Source organism: Mycobacterium sp. UM_Kg27, from assembly GCF_000972905.1.
In the GTDB taxonomy this organism is placed as follows: domain Bacteria; phylum Actinomycetota; class Actinomycetes; order Mycobacteriales; family Mycobacteriaceae; genus Mycobacterium.
On sequence record NZ_JRMM01000008.1, the window covers coordinates 1 to 17,743 of the forward strand.

The following is a 17,743-nucleotide window of genomic DNA, read 5'->3' on the forward strand; positions in this document are numbered from 1 at the left end:
GTGTATAAGAGACAGGCCGTCGGTGGTGCGAATACCCTGCGGAGTGATTTCGGCGATGCCGTCGGTGATCAGGTCGGCGTTGTGGGCACGGATGGCCCGGTAATAGCTTCCCGACACCACCTGGCGTTTGCACAACGGCTCATAGTCCGGTTCGAGTTTGGCCCGTAACGTTTTGTCGCGCACCTGGATTCGCAGGCAGGCCCGAGCGTAGGCCTGCACCGCCCGGCGCCGCCAGGTGGGACGGGTGGTGACGTCGGTCAGCACTCGCGACCCGCCGAACGCCATCAACCGGTAGAGCGTGCGGTGCAACTTCGGAAAGCGTGCCAGTACCGCGGCGACGCCGGGCAGTTGCCGAAGCGACGTGGGCGCCCACAGGATCCATTGCGCCGAACGCACATAGTGGTCGATCGCTGCGGCATCGGGCTGCAGGGCGGAGACCACCTGCACGCCGGTGGAACCGGTGCCGATCACCGCGATTCGCTTTCCGTCGCTGTCGAGCTCGTCGTCCCAACGGGCGGTGTGCACCACCGGGCCGGCGAAGTCGGCCAGCCCGGGGATCTCGGGAACGAACGGGTGATGCAGCACGCCGGTCGCACAGATCAGGAAGTCGGCGACCAACTCCTCACCGGCGGCGGTGGTGATAGTCCAGTGCCGCTGCTCATCCCATCGGGCGTCGGTCACCTCGGTGTCGAGCCGGATCAGCTCCGCCAGCCCGAGCTCGTCGACGACGTCGCGGTGGTAGCGCTGGATCGCGGCGCCGGTGGCCCAGGCATGTTGCCAATCGGGCTTCGGCGCGAACCCGAACTGGTAGATCTGCGACGGCACGTCGCACCGCAGACCCGGGTAGTGGTTCCAGTACCAGACCCCGCCGACGTCGGAGCCCTTCTCCAGCACGGTGATATCGGTGAAGCCCTGCTCACGCAGCACGTGGGCGGTGGTGATACCCGCGACGCCCGCCCCGATGATGACGACGCGGGGCTCACGCTCGGTCATGAGGCTGACTCACCTGATGCGCGCGGGCCTGCCGGTCCACCCGCTCGAGGTAGGCGCTGCGGGCTGCGGTGTCGATGGACGTCAACGCACGCCGATCATCGACCAGCCGCCGGGCCAAGCTCTGCAGCCGCTCGGGCACAAACGCGGTCATCGACCACGCGGGAGCCACCCAGCGGGGCACCGACCGGCGAGCGGCACGGGATCGCAGTACCGCGACGATCGCCGCAGCTACGTCCCCGGGATCGACTGTGGGCATGCCGCCGCCCAGCGGGGCGCCAGAGGTGAGTTCGGTCCGCACCGCCGAGGGCAGCACCGCCGAGACCGCGACACCGGTGCCGGCGTACTCGCGCCGTGCCGACAGCGACGCCCCCAGGACCGCGAATTTGCTCGCGTTGTAGGTGACCATGCCCGGCACCGGAACCATGCCGGCCATCGAGGCCACGTTGACGACGTGGCCGCGACCGCGCCGGACCATGCCGGGCAGCACCGCCTTCATGCCGTTGAGCACACCGCGGACATTGACGTCCAGGGTCAGGTCCCGGACCTGCTCGGTCTCGGCGTCGAAGGCTCCGAGCGGCATGACCCCGGCGTTGTTGATCAGGATGTCCAGTGGGCCGTCAGACGCCTCGATGCGCGCAAGCAGTTCCTGCCAGGACGCCGTACTGGTCACGTCGAGCCGGCCGCCGCGGACGCCGAGTTCAGCGGCGGTCTGCAGGCAGGTGTCCTCGTCGACGTCACCGATCCACACCCGGGCACCGCGGGCGGCGAGCAGTTTGGCGGTGGCCGCCCCGATCCCACGGGCACCGCCGGTGATCAGCACCCGGGCGTTGCCGACCGACTGCTTCGTCGCCATGGGTCAGTCGCGCAGTGCCGACACCGCGTCGACCAGCAACTGGCGGGCCCGGTCGGCGTCGACCATCGCCGGCGGCTGACCCTTGACCGGCTGCGGGTTCGCGGTGACCTGCACCAGCGCGCTGCCCAGGTAGGCGGTGAACGTGTAGGACTCGCGGGACTGTTGCTGGCCGTCCTTGCCGGTGAGCTCGATCTCCGAGTGCGAACCGGTCGTCTTCGCGTGGTCGATTTGCGGCGCGTCCACCTCGTCGAGGTAGCCGGTGAGCTTGCCGGCATTGAACGAGACGTGCCTGCACTTCTCGGCGTCCGTGTCGTCGTAAGGCAGGTCCTGGTCGGACTGCATGGCAATGGCCACCAACTGGTTACCGTTGCCCAGGATCGAGACCATCGACATCTTGCCCCGGATGCCCTTCGGCGGCCGGCCGGTGTTGGCCGCGTAATCGGCGCAGTCGGCGGGATCGAACGTCACGCCGGGGGGCATCTTCTGCGGCCCGAGGATCTTCGGGTCGATGTCGTTAGGGCCCTTGGTCTGGGTCTTGAAGTCCGAGCCGAACGTCGACTGGACGTTGAACAGCTTGGTGGTGTCGACCGGCTTCTGGCTGCCCCCGCAGCCGGCCAGTGCTTGCGCACACACGATGAGGCCAACCGAGGAGATGAGCAACGACTTGCGTACGGGCATCCAAGGAATCTACCAATGCCGATTCCCCGGCTGCGGGCGGTGGCCACCCCGATTCGGGCGCGATACGCCGCAAGCCGGCCCGGCTCTAGAAGCCCAGCCGCCCCAGCTGCTTGGGGTCACGCTGCCAGTTCTTGGCCACCTTGACCCGCAGGTCGAGAAACACCTTGGTACCCAACAGTTTTTCGATCTGGGTGCGCGCCGCCGTACCCACCTCTCGAAGCCGTGCGCCGCCGCGGCCGATCACGATTCCCTTCTGGCTGTCGCGCTCTACGTACAGCAGCGCATACACCTCGATCAGATCCTCGCGGTCTTCGCGCTGGCGCACCTCTTCGATCACCACTGCCAGCGAATGCGGTAGTTCGTCGCGCACACCCTCCAGGGCGGCTTCCCGGATGAACTCGGCCATCAGGGTCTCTTCGGGCTCGTCGGTCAGTTCACCGTCCGGGTAGAAGGCCGGTCCGACGGGCAGGGCGGCGGCCAGCACATCGATCAGCACGTCGACCTGTTCACCGCTGACCGCCGACACCGGAACGATCTCGGCTTCCGGCGCCAGTTCGCCGACCGCGACAAGTTGTGCGGCGACCTTGTCGCGAGTGGTCTTGTCGATCTTGGTGACCACCACAATCAGCTTGGTTCTGGGTGCGACGACCCGGATCTGCTCGATGATCCAGCGGTCTCCCGGCCCGATGGCCTCGTCGGCGGGGATGCACAGGCCGATCACGTCGACCTCGGAATAGGTGTCTTTGACCAACTCGTTGAGCCGCTTGCCCAGCAGCGTCCGGGGCCGGTGCAGGCCGGGCGTGTCCACCAGGACGATCTGGAAGTCGTCGCGGTGCACGATGCCGCGGATGGTGTGCCGGGTGGTCTGGGGACGGTTCGAGGTGATCGCCACCTTCGCACCCACCAGGGCGTTGGTGAGAGTCGACTTGCCGGTGTTGGGCCGGCCGACGAAACATACGAAGCCGGAATGGAACCCGGAATCTGATCCAGTCACGAGTCGCCTTTCGCCGGACGTGTTCTCAGCGCGAGATTTCGGGTGAGTTGTCGTGGTGCGTGCACGTTCGATGCACGCCCGGCTGGTGCGTCACTGCTCAACTACGGCCTCCTCAGCGGCGGGCTCGACCGGGCTGACCAAAACCGTGCTGATCCGCACTCGCCCGCGACTGTCGCGGCTGCCCTCGGCCCGCAGACGCAGGCCGTGTGAGGTTACCTCGGCGCCGGGCAGCGGAACGCGGCCCAGCTCCAGCGCGAGCAGCCCACCGACCGTGTCGACGTCGAGACCGGGGTCGAACTCCACCCCGTACAGCTCACCGACGTCTTCGATCGGCAGTCGCGCCGAGACCCGAAATCTGTTGCCGTCCAGCTCCTCTACCGGAGCGACTTCGCCTTGGTCGTACTCGTCGGCGATCTCGCCGACGATCTCCTCCAGGACGTCCTCGATGGTGACCAGTCCGGCGATCGCGCCGTATTCGTCGACCAGCAGGGCCATGTGATACCGGCTGCGCTGCATGTCTTCCAGCAACGCGTTGAGTGCTTTGGAGTCGGGCATGAAGACCGCCGGCCGCATCACCTGCGCCACCGTGGTGTCGCGCCCCCCATTGGTCGAGTAATAGGTTTGTTGGACAAGGTCTTTCAGGTAGACCACACCGAGGATGTCGTCGACGTTCTCACCGATCACCGGGATGCGGGAATGCCCACTGCGCACCGCGAGCGACGTCGCTTGGCCTGCTGACTTGTCACGTTCGATCCACACCATCTCGGTGCGCGGCACCATCACCTCGCGGGCCGGGGTGTCGGCGAGTTCGAATACCGACTGGATCATCCGGCGTTCGTCGGCAGCCACCACCCCACGCTGCTGCGCCATGTCGACCACTTCCCGCAGCTCGATTTCGGAGGCGAACGGCCCGTTGCGGAAGCCGCGCCCCGGCGTCAGCGCGTTCCCCAGCACCACCAGCACGCGGCTGATCGGGGCGAGCAGCACCGACAGGACTTGCAGCGGAAGCGCTGCGGCCAGCGCGATCGAATAGGCGTTCTGCCGGCCCAGGGTCCGCGGCCCCACCCCGATCACCACGAAGCTGACCACCACCATGGCCGCCGCGGCGGCGAACAGGCCCCAGTCCAAGCCGAGCACGGCGCTGAGCAGATACACCAGCAGCGCAGTCGCGGTGACCTCGCAGGTGATGCGCAACAACACCACCAGGTTGATGTAGCGCGGACGCTCGGCCATCAGTTTGACCAGCCACCCCGCACCGGGTCGTTTCGCCCGCACCAGCTCCTCGACCCGCGCCGGCGAGACGGTGCTGACCGCGGCGTCGATCGCGGCGAACAACCCGCCCAGACCGATCAGCGCAATCACGCCGAGTAGCAGCGGTGTTTCGGTCACGATTCGTCGAAGTACCTGGTCTTGTCCAGCAGCCGGCGGTCCTTCTCGCTCTGGGTCTCGGCCCGGTAGGTCTCCACCTGATCGGCGACCCATTCCTCGAGCAGGCGGCGCTGCAACGCGAACATCTCTTTTTCTTCGTCCGGCTCGGCGTGGTCGTAACCGAGCAGGTGCAGCACGCCGTGCACCGTCAGCAGCGCCAGTTCCTGGCCCAGCGAATGGCCCGCCGCCGCAGCCTGTTCGGCGGCGAACTCCGGGCACAGTGCGATGTCGCCGAGCATCGACGGACCGGGGTCAGGAGCATCCGGCCGGCCGCCGGGCTCCAATTCGTCCATCGGGAAACTCATGACGTCGGTGGGCCCGGGCAGGTCCATCCAGCGCATGTGCAGGTCGGCCATCGCGGCGGTGTCCAGCAGCACCATCGACAGCTCGGCACCGGGATTGACGTCCATCTTGGCCAGCACGAACTTGGCGACGCTGATCAGCTCGACTTCGGAGACGTCGAGGCCGGACTCGTTGGAGACCTCGATGCTCATCGGCGTGACCTGCCTTGCGAGGCGCGCCGTGACGCCCGGTTCATGGCCAGCCCCGGCCGGTCCTGCTCGGATTCGTGGCGTGAGTAGGCGTCGACGATCTCCGACACCAGCCGGTGCCGGACCACGTCGACGCTGGTGAGCTCGGCGACGTAGATGTCGTCGATGTCGTCGAGGATGTCCACGGCGGCCCGCAGCCCCGACCGCGCCCCGCCGGGCAGGTCGATCTGGGTGACGTCACCGGTGACCACGATCTTGGCGCCGAAGCCCAGCCGGGTGAGGAACATCTTCATCTGTTCGGCGGTGGTGTTCTGCGCCTCATCGAGAATGATGAACGCGTCATTGAGCGTCCGGCCGCGCATATAAGCCAGGGGCGCCACCTCGATGACACCGGAACTCATCAGCTTGGGAATCAGCTCCGGGTCCATCATGTCGTGCAACGCGTCATACAGCGGGCGCAGATACGGGTCGATCTTCTCGCTCAGCGTGCCGGGCAAAAACCCCAGCCGCTCACCGGCTTCCACCGCCGGACGGGTCAGGATGATGCGGGTGACCTGCTTGGTCTGCAGCGCTTTGACCGCCTTGGCCATCGCCAAATACGTCTTGCCGGTACCGGCCGGGCCGATGCCGAACACGATGGTGTGGGCGTCGATGGCGTCGACGTAGCGCTTCTGGTTGAGCGTTTTGGGCCGGATGGTCTTGCCACGCCGCGACAGGATGTCGAGGCTGAGGACTTCGGCGGGCGACTCATTGCCGGTGCCCACCAGCATCCCGACGCTGTGCCGTACCGTTTCGGGCGTCAGCGATTGCCCGCCCGCCACGATCGCCACCAGCTCGGAGAGCACCCGCTCAGCAAGGGCGACATCGGCCGGCGCTCCGGAGATGGTGACGGCGTTGCCGCGCACATGCAGGTCGGCACTCAGCAGGCGTTCAATGGCGCGCAGGTTCTCATCTGCAGAACCCAGCAGGCCCACGACCAGGTCGGGTGGAATATCGACGCTGCTGCGAACCTGCGAGGCCGGCCCGGCAGCGGGGGTATCGCGGGGCGTCACGGGGTTTCCGATGCCTGCTTCCTGGGGGTTTGTGCCGTGGGTACGGCGACGAGTCGGACGCTTGAGTCTACCGCCTACCGTCACCGATGAGCGGTTCGTTCACGACGGGGTGCTGCCGGGCGGGCGAATCCGCCGGGCTAGGCACTCTCCCAGCGGGGCGTGAGCACCCCGAGCGCGCCCAGCGCAACGGCCGCCGCGGTCGAGGTGCGCAACACGGTGGGGCCCAGCCGGACGGCAACGGCACCGGCGCCGGTCAACGCCGCCAGCTCCGCCTCGGTGATGCCGCCTTCAGGGCCGACCACCACGGCCAGTGCCGACGCGGTGGGCCCCACCGCGTCGGCCACTGCGACGCGGGCCGCGTCGTGCAGTACCAGCACGGTCGCGGCGGCCGCCACCTGTTCACCGACCCACGACACCAGCTCGGCGCCGGTCAGCACCCCGTGAACGGGCGGAATGTGGGCCCGGCGGGATTGCCCGGCGGCCGCCTGGGCGACCGCCCGCCAGCGCCGCACGCCCTTATCGGCGCGGGCACCGTCCCAGCGGGCCACGCACCGGTCAGCCTGCCACGCAATGAAGGCGTCGGCGCCGGCCTCGGTGGCCAGCTCGATCGCCAGCTCGGATCGTTCGGACTTGGGCAGCGCCTGCACCACGGTGACCGGCGGACTGGGCGGCTCGAGCTGGCAGCGCTGCAGCACCCGGGCCCGCAACCCGCCGCGGTCGACCTCCTCGACCTGGCATTGCGCCACCACCCCGGCACCGTCACCGAGAGTCAGCTGCTCACCGGGCCGGATCCGGCGCACCGTTGCGGCATGAAACCCGGTGTCGCCGCCGAGTACCGCGAGCGCACCCACCTCAGGCAGCGCATCGACGTAGAACAGGCCTGCCACCGCGGGCTCAGCGCCCGGTGAAGGTTTCGCGCAGTCGATTGAACAGCCCGCCGCTGTTCGGCGGGTGCGCCGAGCGGACCTCGGCGGTCTCGCGCTCGCGGTGCTGTTTGAACTTGCGCAGCAGCTCGGTGTCCTGGCTGTCGAGTCGCTCGGGGACCACCACCTCGATGTGGGCGTGCAGGTCACCGCGCGCCCCGGTGCGCACCTGCGGCATGCCCTGGCCGCGCAGCACGATGGTCGCCCCGGGTTGCGTGCCGGCCGGGATGGTGATGTCGGTGGCGCCGTCGAGGATGGCATCCACGGACACGGTGGTGCCCAAAGCCGCGTCGACCATCGGCACCGAGATGTGGCAGTGCAGGTCATCCCCGTCGCGGGCGAAGATGTCATGTTGCTGTTCGTGCACCTCGACGTAGAGGTCACCGGCCGGTCCCCCGCCCGGGCCGACCTCACCTTGGGCGGCCAGCCGAACGCGCATGCCGTCGCCGACTCCGGCCGGGATCTTGACGCTGATCTCCCGGCGCGAGCGCACCCTCCCGTCGCCGCCGCACTGGTGACAGGGGTCCGGGATCACCTCGCCGACTCCGCGGCAAACCGGGCACGGCCGCGACGTCATGACCTGGCCCAGCAGCGAGCGCTGCATGCTCTGCACCTCGCCGCGGCCGTGGCAGGTGTCACACGCCATGGGTCGCGAGTCCCCGTTGGTGCCGCGGCCCTGGCAGCGATCGCACAGCACCGCGGTGTCCACGGTGACGCGCTTGGTCACACCGGTGGCGCACTCGGTGAGGTCCAGGCGCATGCGTAACAGCGAGTCCGACCCCGGCCGGACCCGTCCGATCGGCCCACGGGAGGCCGCACCGCCGCCGAAGAACGCCTCGAACACGTCCCCGAGGCCCCCGAAGCCGGTGGATCCGCCTCCGAACCCGCCGAAGCCATTGCCGCCCCCGCCGCTTTCCAGCGGGTCGCCGCCGAGGTCGACGATGCGGCGTTTCTCCGGGTCAGACAGCACCTCGTAGGCGGCGCTGATCTCCTTGAACTTGGCCTGCGCCGCCTCGTCAGGGTTGACGTCGGGGTGGTAGGTGCGCGCCAACTTGCGATAGGCGCGCTTGAGCTCGGTGTCGGTGGCGTCCTTATCGACGCCCAACAAGCCGTAATAGTCGCGTGCCACGCCTGACCCTTCCCAACTTCTGCCGACCGGAGATTAGCGAGCCCCGAGCACTTCACCGATGTACATAGCAACCGCTGCAACACTGGCGATCGTTCCCGGATAGTCCATCCGGGTGGGACCGAGCACCCCCATGCCCCCGTACACGGTGCCCTGCGACCCGTAGGCAGTGGACACCACCGAGGCGCCGGCCATCTCCTGCGCCTCGGTCTCGTGACCGATGCGCACCGTGACTTTACCGGCTTCCTGCTGCACGGCGAGCAGCCGCAGCACCACAACCTGCTCTTCGAGCACTTCTAGCACCGACCGCAACGAGCTGCCGAAGTCCGCGGCATTGCGGGTCAGGTTGGCGGTACCGCCGAGCAGCAGACGTTCCTCGCGGTGCTCGACCAACGATTCCAGCAGCACGGTCGCCGAGCGCCCCACCGCGTTGGCCAGGCCTGGCGACAGCCCGCTGCGCCCGTCCAGATGCCCGGCGAGTTCGGCGACGGCGGTGGAGGCCGCCGAGATCCGCTTGCCCTCCAGTGCGGCGCCGAGGATCTCACGCAGCTGGCTGAGCTGGTGGTCGTCGATGGGCTCACCCAACTCGACGATGCGCTGATCGACCCGGCCGGAGTCGGTGATGACCACCAGCAACAGCCGCGCCGGGGTCAGCGCGATCACCTCGAGGTGGCGCACCGTGGACACCGACAGCGTCGGGTATTGCACGACCGCCACCTGGCGGGTCAGCTGCGCCAGCGTGCGCACCGCGCGGCGCAGCACGTCGTCGAGGTCGACCCCGGAGTCCAGGAACGACAGGATCGCCCGGCGCTCCGCGGACGACAGCGGCTTGACGTCGTCGATTCGGTCGACGAACTCCCGATAGCCCTTCTCGGTAGGCACCCGCCCGGAACTGGTGTGCGGCTGGGCGATGTAGCCCTCGGCCTCCAGCACCGCCATGTCGTTGCGCACGGTGGCCGGAGAGACCCCTAGGTTGTGCCGTTCGACCAGCGCTTTGGAGCCGATCGGCTCCTTCGTGGCGACGAAGTCGGCGACGATGGCACGCAGTACCTCGAAGCGGCGGTCATCGGCCACGCCCATGGATGCTCACCTCCTACTTCGGAACAGCTACGGCCGCTCTCGATTTTACGGTGAAGCCGCCAGCAGCCGGTGTTCGATGCCGTGCACGATGCCCGGCTCGCGATCTCGCACCAAGCGGGCGACGTCGACGAAGCGGGAGACGAGCTGGGACGGTTCGTGTTCGATCCAGCCCACCGCGATCGCCGATCCGGGCCAGTCCTCGATCGGCAGGAACCGGACCCCGGTCACCGGCAGGAAATGCGCGGCCGCTGCGCTGGTGACTGCGATGGCCGCCCCGGCGGCGACCACCTGCGCTTCCTCCGTGACCGAATCGGCGCGCACCACATCGACCTTGGCCGCATCGGTGCGCGCCGAGGCCAGGCTCCAGAACGCGTGGTGGACTTCGTCGACGCTGGACGACTGGGTGATCGGGTCGTCGAGAAGGTCGCGCACCGACACCGATGTGCGTCCGGCGTGGCGGTGCGAGGCCGACACCATGGCGACGACGGGATCGACCGCCAGGATCTCGGTGTTGATGTTCGGGGTGCTCTGGGGCAGCCGCAGAAACGCCACGTCGGTGGCCCGCGACGCGAGCCCGGCCGACGGATCGCTGACCTGGAATTCCCGCATCTCGATGGTGACGTCGGGGTGACGTTCCCGGAACTCGGCGATGATCGGTGCGGTCAGTTCCAGGGCGGCACCCGGTACGTACCCCAGCCGCAGCGTGCCGACTACCCCGCGGGCGGCTTGTTCCGCTGCGGCGACGGCGCTGTCCAGGGCGGCCAAGACGCCGCGCGCGCCCTCCAGGAATACTTCGCCGGCGGGGGTCAGCGTCACGTTGCGCGTGCTGCGTTCGAACAACTTGACGCCGAGTTCTTCTTCGAGGTCCTTGATCTGGCGGCTCAGTGCCTGCTGCGCCAGAAAAACCCGCGCCGCGGCCCTACTGAAGTGCAGTTCTTCAGCAGCCACCAAGAAGTGGCGCAGCTTTCGCGTGTTGATGTCTATGGCGGTCGATCTTAAGACACCACGCGCGGATCGAGCGTGGTTCGCTACGGCGGTTCAGCGAGGCTCGACGAAGGAGAGGCGAAGCTGGGACCGCCGCATGGACGCGGTCCCGGCCCGTGCAGCGCATCCACCGACGGCGCCTTCAAGTCGACGCCCGATCGGCCCAGTTGCCGTGCGCCGGTGATCAGGGCATCGATGACGCGCGCGGCCTCGAAGTAGCCGAGACCGTCAGGCGGGTGCACGTTGGACACGCAGTTGCGTTCGGCGTCGGTGCGTCCCGGCCTCGGCAGGTGCGTCAGATACAGCCCGAGGCTGCTGGCCACCGACAATCCCGGCCGCTCACCGATGAGCACCACCACGGTCTGCACGCCCATCGCCGCGCCGATATGGTCGCCGAGCGCCACCCGGGCTCCGGTGGCGATCACCGGTGCGGCGACGGTGCGGTGCGCGCCCACCACATCGGTCAGCGCGCGCAACAGCGGAACACCGTGCTCGGTCAGCGCCGCCGGAGACAGCCCGTCGCACAGCACGAAGCCCACCTGCGCTGCACTACAAGGAATTTCACTCAGATCGCTCGGTAGGCGCCCCAGGTCGGGGCGCCGCAGGTATTCCTCACGGCTGCTCGCTCGGCTGGTCACCGCCACGGCTTCACCGAGTCCCACCGCGGCCACCTGCCGTGCCAGGTGCTCGACGCCGAACGGTTGACGCACTGCGTCGCGGGCCACGGCGTGCGCCGCCCGGAACTCCAGCACGCTGCGGGTCGGCTGCGCGTCACCGGAGCGGCCGAGCCCGATTCGCGCCTGGGTGTGGCGGCGCAGGCTCTGCCAGATGTCCTCCTCCGGTTCAGCGACGAGGCTCATGCCGGCGCCGCCAGCGAACGCAACGGTGAGCGCTCCACCGCATTGGGAAGCACCCGGCCGGACTCATCGGCGATACCGATCCCCTGCAGCCAGGTCTCGAACTCGGGAGCTGGACGCAGGCCCAGCACCCGGCGCGCATAGAGCGCGTCGTGAAAGGACATGCTCTGGTAGCCCAGCATCACGTCGTCGGCGCCGGGGACCGTGATCACGAAGTTGCAGCCGGCGACGCCGAGCAGCGTGAGCAGGGTGTCCACGTCGTCCTGGTCGGCCTCGGCGTGATTGGTGTAGCAGACGTCGACACCCATCGGCAGGCCCAGCAGCTTGCCGCAGAAGTGGTCCTCCAGCCCGGCCCGGACAATCTGCTTCCCGTCGTAGAGGTATTCGGGTCCGATGAACCCGACCACCGTGTTGACCAGCAGCGGCGAGAATTCGCGGGCCACCGCGTAGGCCCGGGCTTCGAGGGTCTGCTGATCGACCGGCCGGCGTCCGCTGCCAAGGTGGGCGTGCGCGCTCAGCGCCGAGCCCTGGCCGGTTTCGAAGTACATGACGTTGTCCCCGACGGTCCCGCGCCGCAGTGCACGCCCGCCCTCGTGGGCGGTCCGTAGCAGATCGAGGCTCACCCCGAAGCTGCGGTTGGCCCGCTCGGTACCGGCGATCGACTGGAACACCAGGTCGACCGGGACACCGCGCTCCATCAGCTCGATGGTCGTGGTCACGTGCGAGAGCACGCAGGACTGCGTCGGGATCTGGTAGCGCAGCCGGATGTCGTCGAGCAGATACAGCAGATCGGCGGTGGCCTGCGGTGAGTCGGTGGCCGGGTTGATACCGATCACCGCGTCGCCGCAGCCGTGCAGCAGCCCGTCTAGCGTGGCTGCGGCGACGCCGCGAGGGTCGTCGGTCGGATGGTTGGGCTGCAGCCGGGTCGCCAGGCGGCCCGGCAGACCCAGCGTGGTGCGAAACGCGCTGGTGACCGTCACCGATCTCGCCACCGCGATCAGGTCCTGGTTGCGCATCAGCTTGCTGACCGCGGCCACCATCTCGGGGGTCAGCCCGGGCGCGACCCGGCGCAGGGTATCGGCCGCGGTCGGCGTCGCGGCCACCTCCAGCAGCCAGTCCCGCAGGCCGCCGACGGTCAGATGCGACACCGCGGAATAGCTCGCACGGTCGTGGCGATCGACGATCAGCCGGGTGACCTCGTCGGTCTCGTAGGGCACGACAAGATCGCGCAGAAAGGTGTCCAGCTCGACCTCGGCCAATGCCCATTGCGCCGCGGCCCGTTCGGCGTCGCTGACGGCGGCACAGCCGGCCAGCTCGTCACCGGATCGGCGTGGGGAGGCCTTGGCCAGCAGGTCGATCAGCCCGTCGAACTGGTAGGTGGCGCCGGCCAGCGTCTGGGTGTAGGTGGTCACCGCTGGCCCCTTCCGCTGTGCCGGGATTCCCCAGATCGCGTCGACGACGGCACGCTGGTGTGACGAGGAAATGTCGTGGTGCCGATATGAATCGCGGGCAAGAATTGCAACCCGCTGCCCCAGTTTTACATATCGGCGACGCGATCCCATAATTCGCCTATTTCGTCGGGGAGCAGAGAAAAGCCGCAACTCGGTGGTACTGTCCCCCGCTTGTGGGAATTGCAGCGGAATCCATGAATGACGATCTGACCCTGGCGCTGAGCCTGGCGGACCTGGCCGACGCCATGACGATGGACCGGTTCGGGGCACTGGACCTGCGGGTCGACACCAAGCCGGACCTCACTCCGGTCACCGACGCCGACCGCGCGGTCGAGGTCGCCCTGCGCGACGCCCTGGCCCGCGACCGGCCCGGCGACGACGTGCTGGGCGAGGAGTTCGGCGGCAGCGCGAACTTCAGCGGCCGCCAGTGGGTCATCGACCCGATCGATGGAACCAAGAACTTCGTGCGCGGTGTGCCGGTATGGGCCACTTTGATCGCCCTGCTCGACGACGGGGTGCCGCGCGTCGGTGCGATCAGCGCCCCCGCGTTGGGCAGGCGGTGGTGGGCCGGCGATGGGCTGGGCGCGTTCGCCGTGGCCAACGGGGCGCCGCCGCGACGGCTGTCGGTCTCCGCGGTGGCAGATCTGGGCTCGGCGAGCCTGTCGTTCGCCGGGCTCACGCAGTGGGCGCACCTCGGGCTGCGTCAGCGATTCCTGGATCTGACCGACTCGGTATGGCGAACGCGCAGCTACGGCGACTTCTGGGCCCATTGCCTACTTGCCGAGGGAGCGCTCGACATCGTGGTCGAGCCCTCATTGTCGCTGTGGGATATGGCAGCTCTGGACATCCTGGTCCGCGAGGCGGGTGGCACCTTCACCGATCTCAACGGCACCGCCGGCCCCCACGGCGGCAGCGCGGTGGCCACCAACACCAAGCTGCACGCGGCGGTCTTGGACCGTCTCGGCGTAGCCTAGCCCTGGCAAGCACTCCCCCGGCACCGCATTAACAACAAAATCTTGTTAATGCGTTCGCTTTTTGGTGTTGGAATATTCTCCTGCAATTTGACATTATAGGCCCGCGGCTATTCAACAAATGGCGCGGCAATCTTACTGCCCCCGCCCGCAAACGATATTCGGACGTGCAGGAGATCATGAATTCACCTATTTCGCTGCGGGACCAGGGTGGGACAGCCCGGGTGCTACCCCCGGAGTGGGCGCGACGTGACGTGACACCACGTCGGGCGACCATGGTTAGCTCAGCTACTGCGCGTGCGAACAACAACACGATGATCCCTCGGGGTTTCTGACCCGGAGGGGTCCTCAAGATGGAGGATCTGCTCTCACCATGTCCGACTTTCCCTACACGGACCGCTTCACCGTCAACCGCACGCTGCCCGAGCAGGGCCGGCCGCGTGACGAAGTGCTCGCGGAACTGCGTGAGATGGCGCAGGCCGAAGACCCCACCTGGGAAACCGGCAAGGTATCCGGGACCATGTACTGCGGTGACCACGAGCATTACCGCTTCCTCGATGAGGCATTCGGACTGTTCGCCCACGTGAACGTGCTGCAACGCGACATCTGCCCGTCGGCGACCAAGTTCGAGGGCGAAATCATCGCGATGGCCCTGGACCTGATGCACGCGGAGGCCGTCACCGACACCGAGCCGGTCGGAATGGTCACCACCGGCGGTACCGGCAGCATCATCCATGCGCTGCTGGCCTACCGGGAGCACGCCGCCAAACACCGGGGCCTCACGCGTCCCAATTTCATCAAACCCGAAACCGGTCACCCGGCCTTCGACAAGGGCTGCCATCTGTTCGGCATCGAGCTGCGCACGGCGCCGATCGATCCGCAGACCACCCAGGTGGATGTCGACTGGGTGGCCGACAACATCGACGAGAACACCATCGCGATCATGGGCTCGGCCTGCAATTACGGCTACGGCACCGTCGACCCGATCCCGGAACTGGGCCAGCTGGCCCTGCAGCGCGGGGTGGGGTTGCACGTCGACGGCTGTCTGGGCGGGTTCGTCCTGCCTTTCGCCCAGGAGCTGGGCTACGACGTCCCGCTGTTCGACTTCCGGGTGCCCGGAGTCACCAGCATCTCCGCGGACAACCACAAGTACGGCTACGCGTTGAAGGGCTCCTCCACGCTGCTCTTCCGCGACAAGGCCTACCGCAACGCGCAGTACTTCTACCTGCCGGAGTGGTCCGGCGGCAAATACCACTCGCCCGGGATCGAGGGCTCCCGCTCGGGTGGGCTGATCGCCGCCGCGTGGGCATCGATGGTGCAGCTGGGCCGGGAGGGCTACCGGACCTACGCCAAGGCGATCCTCGAGACGGCATCGACCATGCAGGACGCCGTGCGCAGCCACCCCGAGCTGACGATCTTGGGCGCACCGACGTTCTGCTTCAGTTTCCGCTCCGACGAATTCGACGTCTACCACGTCGCGGACGCGATGAAGCCCAAGGGCTGGCGCTTCAACGGCCAGCAATACCCCAACGCCATCCACATGGCCGTCACCCGGCCGCAGACCCAGCCGGGGGTGGCAGAGGCATTCGCCGCCGACCTCGACGACGCGGTCGAGTACGCCAAGAAGAAGACCGCCGCCGGCGAGGCGCCGATCAGCGCCGCGATCTATGGCGGCGTACCCGGTGGAATGACCGATGAGGCGGCCCAGTTCATCGAAGGGTTCATGGAGCACATCCTCGACACCCAGCAGTCCTTGCCGCCCCTATGAGCAGTGCGCAGCACGTCGATCGCGTCGTTCTGGCCGTCGACCTCGGCACTGGTGGCCCCAAAGTCGGTTTCGTGTCGCTGGACGGCACGGTGTTGTGGTCGGACCTCATCGCGGTCGCGACCGAGTACGGGCCGGACGGGGCCGCCATCCAGGACGCCGGCCTGTGGTGGGAGATCATCCGCGACGCCACCAAACGCGGGCTGGCGGAGAGCGGAATACGCGGCGAGCAGGTGGCCGGGGTGTCGATCACCGGCCAGTGGGCCAGCACCATCCCGGTCGACGCCGAGGGACGGCCGGTGGGCCCGTGCGTGATGTGGATGGACACCCGCGGTGCGCCCTACAGCCGCAAGGCATTCGGCGGGCGGGTGGCCGGCTACCGGCCGCGGGTCCTGCTCAGTTGGCTTCGTCGCAACGGCGGCGTGCCCTCGCCCAGCGGCGACGACCCGGTCGGCCACATGCTGTACCTGCAGCACGGCGACCCGGACGTCTTCGCGGCAACCCGCTGGCTTCTGGAGCCGGTCGACTACCTCGGCATGTGTTTCACCGGACGGGCGGCAGCCTCGCGGGCCTCGATGATGGGCACCTGGCTCACCAACAACCGCAACCTGGGCGTGCTCGACTACGACGACGTGCTGGTGCGGCTGTCCGGTGTGGACCGGGCCAAACTGCCGCCGTTGCTGCCGACCGGCTCCATCATCGGCCCGGTGGCACCGTCGATCGCCGCCGAACTCGGCATATCACCCGCGGCCCAGGTGGTTACCGGCACGCCAGATCTGCACAGCGCGGCGGTGGGCGCTGGTGCGGTGCGCCAGGGTGAGCTGCACCTGACCATCTCCACCACATCGTGGATCAGCTGCCCGGTGGCGTTCAAGAAGACCGATGCGTTCCACCAGCTGGCTACCGTTGCGGGCCTCGACCCGGCGTCCTATCTGCTGGTCAACAACCAGGACACCGCGGGCCGGGCGCTGCAGTGGTTGCGCGACACCGTTTTCGACGACCTCACCTACGACGATCTGACCGCGGTGGCGGCGGGCGCACCGGCCGGCTCGAACGGAGTGATCTTCACGCCCTGGCTCAAAGGCGAGCACTCCCCCGTCGACGACCGCCGCGCCCGCGGCGGGTTCCACAACCTGTCGCTGTCCACCACCCGAGCCGACCTGGTGCGTGCGGTGCTTGAGGGCGTCGCCTACAACAGCCGCTGGCTGCTCGAGTTCGTGGATCGGTTCACTCCCAGCGCCGGACCGATCCGGATCGTCGGCGGCGGGGCGCGTTCGGACCTGTGGTGCCAGATCATCGCCGACGTCACCGGCCGCACCTGCGAGCGAGTGGCCGATCCGATGAACGCTCAGTTGCGGGGCGCGGCCCTGTTCGCCGGGATCGGGATGGGCGAGCTGGATCGCGACGCGTTGCGTGATCTGATCCCGCTCGACGGCGTATTCGAGCCCGTGGCCGCCAATCGCGAGGTCTATGACCGGCTCTTCGCCGAGTTCCCCGGGCTCTACAAGGCACAGAAGGGCATGTTCGGCCGCCTCAACCGCTGACCGACCCGTTCTGCGGGCTAGTGGGCCGCCATGATCTGCATCAGCTGTGCCGCCGAGTCATGCGACAGCACCCAACGACCCTGGTCGACGAGCTGCAGCGGGATGGTCTGCGGCGCAGGCATCTTGGGACCCGTGATGGTGACGTTGGCCAGCCCCTGGCCCTCGCCGGTCTGCACGACGTTGATCACGTCGAAGTTGTAGGGCAGCTCTCCGTCGCGATAAGCCTTGCGCAGCTCGCTGTCGAGCCCGTGGCCCTCGTGCTGCGTGATGCCGTTCTCGACCAGGTCGGCCTTCTCCTTGTAGCCGATGCCGGCGTCGCTGAGCCTGGTCAGCATGCCCGACACCTCACCGGTCGTGGGCAGCGGCACACCCGAGGGCTGCGGCGGGGCCGGCGCGGGCTCCAGCGGGGCGGGACCACCAGTCACCGAGTCCTGCGGTGCCGCCGGTTCTGCGGACGCCACACCTCCCCCGAACAACCCGGACACTCCGACCGCAGCCAGCGCCGCAGCGCTCAGGAGTAGAAGTCTTCCAGTCACGGTTCCCCCTTTTCAAC

17 protein-coding genes are annotated in these 17,743 nt (G+C 68.1%); 3 read left to right on the top strand and 14 right to left on the bottom strand.

Features of this window, described 5'->3' with window-relative positions; translation table 11 throughout:
* The 13 genes from LI94_RS02415 to LI94_RS02475 all read right to left on the bottom strand — a co-directional run.
* On the bottom strand, positions 1-993 hold a 993-nt coding region (locus LI94_RS02415; RefSeq protein ID WP_046300184.1), incomplete at its 3' end, for an NAD(P)/FAD-dependent oxidoreductase.
* Entirely contained in the window at positions 980-1,846 is an 867-nt protein-coding gene (locus tag LI94_RS02420; RefSeq protein ID WP_024440678.1) for an SDR family oxidoreductase, read from the bottom strand. The genes LI94_RS02415 and LI94_RS02420, both read right to left, overlap by 14 nt.
* A gap of 3 nt (positions 1,847-1,849) precedes the next feature.
* Positions 1,850-2,524, bottom strand: a complete 675-nt coding sequence (locus tag LI94_RS02425) for a DUF5642 family protein (protein WP_024440679.1) — start codon at positions 2,522-2,524, stop codon at positions 1,850-1,852.
* A gap of 85 nt (positions 2,525-2,609) precedes the next feature.
* Positions 2,610-3,518 (bottom strand): GTPase Era, encoded by a 909-nt coding sequence (gene era, locus LI94_RS02430; RefSeq protein WP_046300185.1) that lies wholly within the window; start codon positions 3,516-3,518, stop codon positions 2,610-2,612.
* A 90-nt stretch (positions 3,519-3,608) separates the two neighbouring features.
* On the bottom strand, positions 3,609-4,907 hold the full coding sequence (locus LI94_RS02435; protein WP_024440681.1) for a hemolysin family protein: 1,299 nt from the start codon (positions 4,905-4,907) through the stop codon (positions 3,609-3,611).
* The gene (gene ybeY / locus LI94_RS02440) at positions 4,904-5,440 is read right to left on the bottom strand and encodes an rRNA maturation RNase YbeY (protein WP_024440682.1); all 537 of its coding nucleotides are present in this window, start codon (positions 5,438-5,440) and stop codon (positions 4,904-4,906) included. The genes LI94_RS02435 and ybeY overlap by 4 nt, the downstream gene beginning before the upstream one ends.
* Positions 5,437-6,489 (bottom strand): PhoH family protein, encoded by a 1,053-nt coding sequence (locus LI94_RS02445; RefSeq protein ID WP_024440683.1) that lies wholly within the window; start codon positions 6,487-6,489, stop codon positions 5,437-5,439. The genes ybeY and LI94_RS02445 overlap by 4 nt, the downstream gene beginning before the upstream one ends.
* Positions 6,490-6,626: 137 nt before the next feature.
* Entirely contained in the window at positions 6,627-7,376 is a 750-nt protein-coding gene (locus tag LI94_RS02450; protein ID WP_046300186.1) for a 16S rRNA (uracil(1498)-N(3))-methyltransferase, read from the bottom strand.
* A gap of 7 nt (positions 7,377-7,383) precedes the next feature.
* A complete protein-coding gene (dnaJ, locus tag LI94_RS02455; RefSeq protein ID WP_046300187.1) occupies positions 7,384-8,541 on the bottom strand; it encodes a molecular chaperone DnaJ in 1,158 nt (385 codons plus the stop codon).
* A 33-nt stretch (positions 8,542-8,574) separates the two neighbouring features.
* Complete coding sequence (gene hrcA / locus LI94_RS02460) at positions 8,575-9,618, bottom strand: heat-inducible transcriptional repressor HrcA (protein WP_024440686.1); 1,044 nt, start codon at positions 9,616-9,618, stop codon at positions 8,575-8,577.
* Between the two features lie 45 nt (positions 9,619-9,663).
* Positions 9,664-10,602, bottom strand: coding sequence for a LysR substrate-binding domain-containing protein (locus LI94_RS02465; protein ID WP_046300188.1), 939 nt, complete (start codon positions 10,600-10,602; stop codon positions 9,664-9,666).
* A 44-nt stretch (positions 10,603-10,646) separates the two neighbouring features.
* Positions 10,647-11,462 (bottom strand): ethanolamine ammonia-lyase subunit EutC, encoded by an 816-nt coding sequence (eutC, locus tag LI94_RS02470; protein WP_046300189.1) that lies wholly within the window; start codon positions 11,460-11,462, stop codon positions 10,647-10,649.
* Complete coding sequence (locus LI94_RS02475; protein WP_046300190.1) at positions 11,459-12,871, bottom strand: ethanolamine ammonia-lyase subunit EutB; 1,413 nt, start codon at positions 12,869-12,871, stop codon at positions 11,459-11,461. Before LI94_RS02475 ends, eutC begins: the two co-directional genes overlap by 4 nt.
* A 233-nt stretch (positions 12,872-13,104) precedes the next feature.
* On the opposite strand from LI94_RS02475, the gene hisN reads away from it, so the two are divergent.
* The 3 genes from hisN to LI94_RS02490 all read left to right on the top strand — a co-directional run bounded on the left by hisN (position 13,105) and on the right by LI94_RS02490 (position 17,190).
* Entirely contained in the window at positions 13,105-13,884 is a 780-nt protein-coding gene (hisN, locus tag LI94_RS02480) for a histidinol-phosphatase (RefSeq protein ID WP_046300191.1), read from the top strand.
* 370 nt (positions 13,885-14,254) lie between these two features.
* Positions 14,255-15,649 carry an aspartate aminotransferase family protein gene (locus LI94_RS02485; protein ID WP_046300192.1) on the top strand — a complete coding sequence of 465 codons (1,395 nt, stop codon included), beginning with the start codon at positions 14,255-14,257 and terminating at the stop codon, positions 15,647-15,649.
* Positions 15,646-17,190 (top strand): FGGY-family carbohydrate kinase, encoded by a 1,545-nt coding sequence (locus LI94_RS02490; protein ID WP_046300193.1) that lies wholly within the window; start codon positions 15,646-15,648, stop codon positions 17,188-17,190. The genes LI94_RS02485 and LI94_RS02490 overlap by 4 nt, the downstream gene beginning before the upstream one ends.
* A gap of 17 nt (positions 17,191-17,207) precedes the next feature.
* On the opposite strand, the gene LI94_RS02495 is transcribed toward LI94_RS02490, so the two are convergent.
* Positions 17,208-17,726: a hypothetical protein gene (locus LI94_RS02495; RefSeq protein ID WP_152664734.1), complete on the bottom strand. Its 519-nt coding sequence runs from the start codon at positions 17,724-17,726 to the stop codon at positions 17,208-17,210.
* Between the last annotated feature and the right edge of the window lie 17 nt (positions 17,727-17,743).

Coding starts and splice junctions, on each gene's coding strand:
- hrcA (WP_024440686.1), bottom strand. CDS start 9,618: ATGGGCGTGGCCGATGACCGCCGCTTCGAGGTACTGCGTGCCATCGTC.
- LI94_RS02490 (WP_046300193.1), top strand. CDS start 15,646: ATGAGCAGTGCGCAGCACGTCGATCGCGTCGTTCTGGCCGTCGACCTC.
- LI94_RS02485 (WP_046300192.1), top strand. CDS start 14,255: ATGTCCGACTTTCCCTACACGGACCGCTTCACCGTCAACCGCACGCTG.
- LI94_RS02425 (WP_024440679.1), bottom strand. CDS start 2,524: ATGCCCGTACGCAAGTCGTTGCTCATCTCCTCGGTTGGCCTCATCGTG.
- hisN (WP_046300191.1), top strand. CDS start 13,105: ATGAATGACGATCTGACCCTGGCGCTGAGCCTGGCGGACCTGGCCGAC.
- ybeY (WP_024440682.1), bottom strand. CDS start 5,440: ATGAGCATCGAGGTCTCCAACGAGTCCGGCCTCGACGTCTCCGAAGTC.
- eutC (WP_046300189.1), bottom strand. CDS start 11,462: ATGAGCCTCGTCGCTGAACCGGAGGAGGACATCTGGCAGAGCCTGCGC.
- LI94_RS02420 (WP_024440678.1), bottom strand. CDS start 1,846: ATGGCGACGAAGCAGTCGGTCGGCAACGCCCGGGTGCTGATCACCGGC.